The organism is Vibrio sp. SG41-7 (assembly GCF_014164465.1).
Classification (GTDB): domain Bacteria; phylum Pseudomonadota; class Gammaproteobacteria; order Enterobacterales; family Vibrionaceae; genus Vibrio; species Vibrio splendidus.
This window is the reverse complement of record NZ_JACJFF010000453.1, coordinates 1-247: the sequence shown is the minus strand read 5'-3', so window position 1 is coordinate 247 and position 247 is coordinate 1. Positions and strand designations below refer to the sequence as shown.

Sequence of the window (247 nt, the reverse complement as noted above, 5' to 3'; positions counted from 1 at the left end):
CGTACAAAGCCTTGAGAGACATCCGCTTTTTTGAGTTGCTGGCGCTTAGCATAAAACGTTGAGGGATTGAGCTCATTGAGCTTACAAAATGCAAGCGTTGACAATGAACTCGATTCAGATTGCTCTATAAGCATTTGCCATTCTTGATTGGTGTGTCGTTTTCCCATTTTAAATCTCCTCATGGTTGGAGACTTGATCTTATTATTCGTGATAGGTGATTAGAATGCGGGGTTTATGGAGCGCTTAC

1 protein-coding gene is annotated in these 247 nt (G+C 41.7%); it reads right to left on the bottom strand.

The features are described 5' to 3' along the window. Positions 1–167 (bottom strand): IS66 family insertion sequence element accessory protein TnpA (tnpA, locus tag H5300_RS28630; RefSeq protein WP_405055134.1); only part of this gene is annotated, 167 nt, incomplete at its 3' end. Positions 168–247: the final 80 nt, after the last annotated feature.